Source organism: Lysobacter sp. Root690 (assembly GCF_001427785.1).
Lineage (GTDB): Bacteria > Pseudomonadota > Gammaproteobacteria > Xanthomonadales > Xanthomonadaceae > Lysobacter.
The window spans coordinates 493,375-498,421 of the sequence record NZ_LMHM01000013.1 but is presented as its reverse complement, the minus strand read 5'-3'; the positions used below and the strand labels follow the sequence as shown (position 1 = coordinate 498,421).

The window sequence follows — 5,047 nt, the reverse complement described above, 5'->3', positions numbered from 1 at the left end:
TCCCGGTGGCGCACGGCGTGCATCCTGCACGCCGCCCTTCGGGTGTGCTGTTGCTAACGCGAGGTTGCCGCTTCGTAGCGCTGGATGAACTGCGCGGCTTCAAGCTAAAGCCAAAGCTAAAGTCGTCTGGCCACCCTGTAAGAGCAGCGCGAGCCGCGACCGCGCCATCGCGGCAACGGCGCAAGGTTCGTCGTAGATGCATTCCCGCGGTCGCGGCTTGTGACCGAAGGAAATCCAGTAGGACGCCGCTCCTACAGAGGCTTCGACGCAACTACGCTGTCAATGCATATTTTGCGTGGGCGTCGCCAGGATTCGTCCTGACTAATAGAAGTGAGTATCCGGCAATGCTGAAGACAAGCCGCGCAATGGAACCAAGCGCAGAGACTCGACGATAAAGCTCGCACCAAGAGACTGAGCGAACGGGTCGTGACAGCGAATGCTACGGAACGGAATGCGACGCAACGCAACAACGGCCACACACCTAGCCACCCGCCACCGAAGCATCAACCTCAATCGAAAAAATCAAACACCGACCAATCGATATCGGGAAACTCCAGCCACGACAGGTCGAAATCGAAGTCGAACCACCCGCCCTCGCCCAGACTGACCGCCTGCAACATCTGCGTTTTCATCCCCACGTAATCGCAGGCCTCGCCGAGCGCCGCGTGCATCGCGTCGAAATCCTCGTGGGTGTTGAACAGCGCATGCGACCAGCACTCGACATCGAACGGCACTTGGTTGCGACGGTTCGCGGCCTTCACTTCCTCGACGCTGTAATAAGGCTTTTTGCCGTGATGGCGCAGCAGATCGTCGCCCACGCGCCGGGCCTGGGCGCGTTTGTCGCTTGGGGAAATGGCACACACTGAAGACATCCCGCCTCCTTGCGAGCGGATCGACCGCTGCGTTGCTCGATCGTTGAATTACATCGTGTGCGTCGGCCGCTCGGCCGACAGGGTGCCGGCCAGCAAGGCCTCGATCTTGCCCTTGACCGCGTCGCCCTCGGCGGTCTCGGCGAACTGCACGCCGATGCCGGCCGCACGATGCCCCTGCGCGCCGGTCGGGGTGACCCAGACGACCTTGCCGGCCACCGGCATGCGCTCGCTGGATTCGGGCAGGGTCAGCAGCAGGAACACTTCGTCGCCGAGGAAATAGCGCTTGGGCGTGGCGACGAAGATGCCGCCGTATTTCAGGAACGGCATGTAGGCGCTGTACAGCGCCGCCTTGTCCTTGATCGTCAACGACAAGATGCCCTGCCGCGCTGCGCCCGCTGTTGCGTTCATGCCCTGCTTCCTCCTGCGGCGCGGCGCGCTTCGTCGGCGCGCCAGGCCATCAACAATTCGACGACGGCCAGATCGGCGCGGACCGTGGTCCGCAGTAAATCGCGGGTGCGGTTGGCGCGATCGAACCAAGTCGCAAGACTGCGCGCGCGGGCCGGGTCGGTCAAGCCGGACGCGGCCTGCGCGAGCGCGATGTCCGACGCGTGTCGCAGACGCAGCGATGCGTGTTCGTCGCCGACCCAGCGTTGCGCCACTTCCGGCGCGGACACGTCGCCGCGCGCCAGCTTGCTCAGGTCGGCGGCGACTTCGCGGCGCAGCTTGAGCCCATCGCCGCTCAGCCATTCGTGGGCCAGGCCGGGATGCCCGCGCGCGGCGTCGAAGGCCTCGCGCGCGCTGGCCTCGCTGTGGCCCTGGGTTTTGAGCCAGGCCAGCGATTCGTCCGCCTGCGGCAGGCGGAATTCCAGGCGCTGGCAGCGGCTGCGAATCGTCGCCGGCAGACGCGCCGGGTAGGAACTGACCAGCCACAGGTAACGGCCCTGCACCGGTTCTTCCAGGGTCTTGAGCAAAGCGTTGCAGGCGGCGTTGTTGATCGCGTCGGCCGGGTCGATGATCGCGATCTGCGCGCCGCCGTACTGCGGCGTCAGCGACAGGCGTTCTGACAGGCTGCGGATCTGATCAATCACGATTTCGGTGCGCAGCTTGGTGCCTTCCTTGTTCGGCACGAAGCTGACCAACTGGTAATCCGGATGGGTGCCGGCGGCGAGCAGCAGGCAGCTGCGGCAACGGCCGCAGGGTTCGCCGGCGGCGTCGCGGTCGCGGCACAGCAGGCCGTGCGCGAGGCGTTCGGCGACCGCGCGCTTGCCCAACTGCGCCGGGCCGCAGAACAACAGGCCGTGACCCAGACGGCCGGCATCGATCGAGGCCTTGGCCTGATCGTAGATGCGACGCTGCCACGGCGCGAATACGGCGGCGCTCATCGCGCGACCTCGGGGGTCGCGGCGATCAACGCATGCAGACGGGCGACCGCCTGCGCGGCGACGGTCTCAGCCGGCTGACTCGCATCGATCAGTTCGAACCGTTCGGGCTCAGCGGCGGCGCGGTCGCGATAGCCCTGGCGCACGCGCTCGAAGAAATCGTTGCGTTCGCTTTCGATCCGGTCGGCGGCGCCGCGGCCGCGCATGCGTTGCAGGCCGATCTCAACCGGCACGTCGAGCAGCAAGGTCAGCACCGGACGAATGCCGACCACGCGCCGCTCGAGTTCGGCGATGAACTGCGCATCCAGGCCGCGGCCGGCGCCTTGATAGGCGTAGCTGGCATCGGTGAAGCGATCGCTGACCACCCACGCGCCGCGTTCGAGCGCCGGCACGATCGTCGCGCGCACGTGCTGGGCACGCGCGGCGAACGCCAGCAGCAATTCGGTTTCGGGCGAGGCTGGCTCGTGGTGGGTATCGAGCATCAGGCCGCGAATCTGTTCGGCCAGCGGCGTGCCGCCGGGTTCGCGGGTGTACACGGCCTGGATGCCGGCGCGTTCGAACGCCGCGCGCAAGGCGCTGAGCACGGTCGACTTGCCCGCGCCTTCGCCGCCCTCCAGGGTGACGAAGCGCGCGTGGGTCCGCAGCGTCATCGGGTCGCCCCGGGCGAGGCCGGCGCGGGCGCCTGCGCATCGGTGGCTTCGGCCGCTTCCTCCAGCACCGCCTTGCCCTCTTCGGGTTGGCCGCGGGTCTGGTTCTGCCGATAGCGCTGCAGGTAGATGCGCACATTGGCCTGATGCTGGGCGTAGGTCGCGGCGAACAGGCTGCGGCCGCTGCCGTCGCCGGAGGCGACGAAGAACAGCGCGTCGCCCGGGGCCGGATTGGCGGTGGCCTTGAGCGCGGCCAAGCCCGGCATCGCGATCGGCGTCGGCGGCAGGCCGACCCGAGTGTAGGTGTTGTACGGCGTGTCGGTCTGCAGATCGCGCTTGCGGATGTTGCCGTCGTAGGCCGCGCCGATGCCGTAGATCACGGTCGGGTCGGTCTCCAGCTTCATGCCGAGCTTGAGCCGGCGTTCGAACAGGCCGGCGATCTGCGCGCGCTCTTCGGGAATGCCGGTTTCCTTCTCCACGATCGAGGCCATGATCAGCAGCTCGGCCGGGCTCTTGAGCACGCTGTTGGGATCGCGCGCGGCCCAGGCCGCGGCGACCGCCTTGTCCATCGCCGCGTAGGCGCGCTTGAGCACGTCCAGGTCGGTGTCGCCGCCGGTGTATTGGTAGGTCTCCGGCAGGAAACGGCCCTCCGGGTGCTGGCCGGGATGACCGAGCGCCTTCATCAGCGCGTTGTCGTCGAGTTGCCCGATCTGCTGCTTGAGCGGCGTGGCGCGGGCCAGGGCCGCGCGCAGGTCGCGCATGTTCCAGCCGTCGACGATGGTGAAGCGGTAGCTGATGATCTTGCCGTCGCGCATCGCGATCAGCAGCGCGCGCGGGCTGGTGCCCGGCTCCAGCGCGTATTCGCCGACCTGCAGCCGCCCGGCCGCGCCGAGTTGCTTGGCCAGCACGCGCCATTGCATCGGCTCGCCGACCTCGGCCCCGGCCGCGCGCAGTTTGCGCACCACGATCGGCAGCGAGTCGCCGCGTTCGACCAGCAGGGTTTCGCCCTTCTCCAGCCCGCTCATCGGGGTGGCGGCGAAGGCGTCGTAACGCTGCCACAGCCACGCGCCCGCGGCGGCCAGGGCCACCAGCAGCACCACGATCACGATCAGGCAACCGCAGCCGCGCTTGTGTTTCTTTTCTGCCACGAAACCTCCGTCATTCGATTCGACCCGCCGCGCGCCGCCGCGACCGGCGGCCGCGATGCGGCGCTAGTCGTCGAGCCCAGCGAAGGCGGGATGGCTGGAGCCGAGCCGGCGCCGCAACCCGGTCAGACCCGGATGCGGCGCCCATTCCCGCTCGCCGAGCCGCGCCACCGGCAGGATACCGCGCACGGCGTTACACAGGAAAACCGCGTCGGCCCGCGCGAGGTCGGCGGCGTTCAGCGGCCGCACCTGGATATCGGCCAGATCGATCAAAGCCTGGCGGCACACGCCGGCGACGCCGCAGCGGTCCACCGGCGGGGTCAGCCAGATCCCGGCGCGCAGCATGAACACATTGGCCGCGGTCGCGCCGGCCAGTTCGCCGTCGGTGTTCAGCAGCAGGCCTTCATGCACATCGGGATCGTCCCATTCGGTGCGCGCCAGCACCTGCTCCAGGCGGTTGCAGTGTTTCATCCCGGCCAATGCCGGCTGCAGCGACACGCGCAGCTCGCACCAGCGCAGGGTCAGGCCCTCGCGCGGCGCGGGCGGCGGCAGCGGGTGGCGTGAGATCGTCCACGACGGGACGGCTTGCGGCGGCGGCGCGTAGCCGCGTCCGCCTTCGCCGCGGCTGAGGATCAGCTTGAGTACCGCGTCCTCGCCGGCCAGCAGGGACTGCGCTTCAGAGCGAACCTGATCTTCGTCGGGCAGGGTCAGGCCCAGCCGCGGCGCGCTGTGGCGCAGCCGCGCCCAGTGCCGGTCCCACCACGGCAGGTCGCCGTGGTGCGCGCGCATGGTTTCGAATACGCCGTCGCCGTAGGCGTAGGCGCGGTCGGACGGCGACAGCGCGTCGATGCGGTCGGCGCCGCGGAACAGGCGGAAGTCAGTCATGGCGCGAGGGATACGATCGGCATGGCGGCATCGTACGCGGTGGGGCCGGGGTTGTCGGAGCGACAGTGCGCGTCGTGTGTGCGGGCTCTGCCACACGGCGAGGGTTGCGCCGCGGGTGC

The 5,047-nt window shown here is 68.6% G+C and carries 6 protein-coding genes; all 6 read right to left on the bottom strand.

Annotation, left to right across the window (positions count from 1 at the left end; all coding sequences use genetic code 11):
• Positions 1–509 precede the first annotated feature (509 nt).
• The 6 genes from ASD86_RS14180 to pabC all read right to left on the bottom strand — a co-directional run bounded on the left by ASD86_RS14180 (position 510) and on the right by pabC (position 4,928).
• Positions 510–872 carry a hypothetical protein gene (locus tag ASD86_RS14180; RefSeq protein WP_157476629.1) on the bottom strand — a complete coding sequence of 121 codons (363 nt, stop codon included), beginning with the start codon at positions 870–872 and terminating at the stop codon, positions 510–512.
• A 48-nt stretch (positions 873–920) separates the two neighbouring features.
• Positions 921–1,280, bottom strand: a complete 360-nt coding sequence (locus ASD86_RS14175) for a PilZ domain-containing protein (protein ID WP_036111958.1) — start codon at positions 1,278–1,280, stop codon at positions 921–923.
• A complete protein-coding gene (locus ASD86_RS14170) occupies positions 1,277–2,254 on the bottom strand; it encodes a DNA polymerase III subunit delta' (protein ID WP_056111544.1) in 978 nt (325 codons plus the stop codon). Before ASD86_RS14170 ends, ASD86_RS14175 begins: the two co-directional genes overlap by 4 nt.
• Positions 2,251–2,901: a dTMP kinase gene (tmk, locus tag ASD86_RS14165; protein WP_056111541.1), complete on the bottom strand. Its 651-nt coding sequence runs from the start codon at positions 2,899–2,901 to the stop codon at positions 2,251–2,253. The genes ASD86_RS14170 and tmk overlap by 4 nt, the downstream gene beginning before the upstream one ends.
• Positions 2,898–4,046, bottom strand: coding sequence for an endolytic transglycosylase MltG (gene mltG / locus ASD86_RS14160; RefSeq protein ID WP_235567760.1), 1,149 nt, complete (start codon positions 4,044–4,046; stop codon positions 2,898–2,900). The genes tmk and mltG overlap by 4 nt, the downstream gene beginning before the upstream one ends.
• Before the next feature lie 63 nt (positions 4,047–4,109).
• Positions 4,110–4,928, bottom strand: coding sequence for an aminodeoxychorismate lyase (gene pabC, locus ASD86_RS14155; protein ID WP_056111538.1), 819 nt, complete (start codon positions 4,926–4,928; stop codon positions 4,110–4,112).
• Positions 4,929–5,047: the final 119 nt, after the last annotated feature.

Coding starts and splice junctions, on each gene's coding strand:
- ASD86_RS14180 (WP_157476629.1), bottom strand. CDS start 872: ATGTCTTCAGTGTGTGCCATTTCCCCAAGCGACAAACGCGCCCAGGCC.
- ASD86_RS14175 (WP_036111958.1), bottom strand. CDS start 1,280: ATGAACGCAACAGCGGGCGCAGCGCGGCAGGGCATCTTGTCGTTGACG.
- ASD86_RS14170 (WP_056111544.1), bottom strand. CDS start 2,254: ATGAGCGCCGCCGTATTCGCGCCGTGGCAGCGTCGCATCTACGATCAG.
- tmk (WP_056111541.1), bottom strand. CDS start 2,901: ATGACGCTGCGGACCCACGCGCGCTTCGTCACCCTGGAGGGCGGCGAA.
- pabC (WP_056111538.1), bottom strand. CDS start 4,928: ATGACTGACTTCCGCCTGTTCCGCGGCGCCGACCGCATCGACGCGCTG.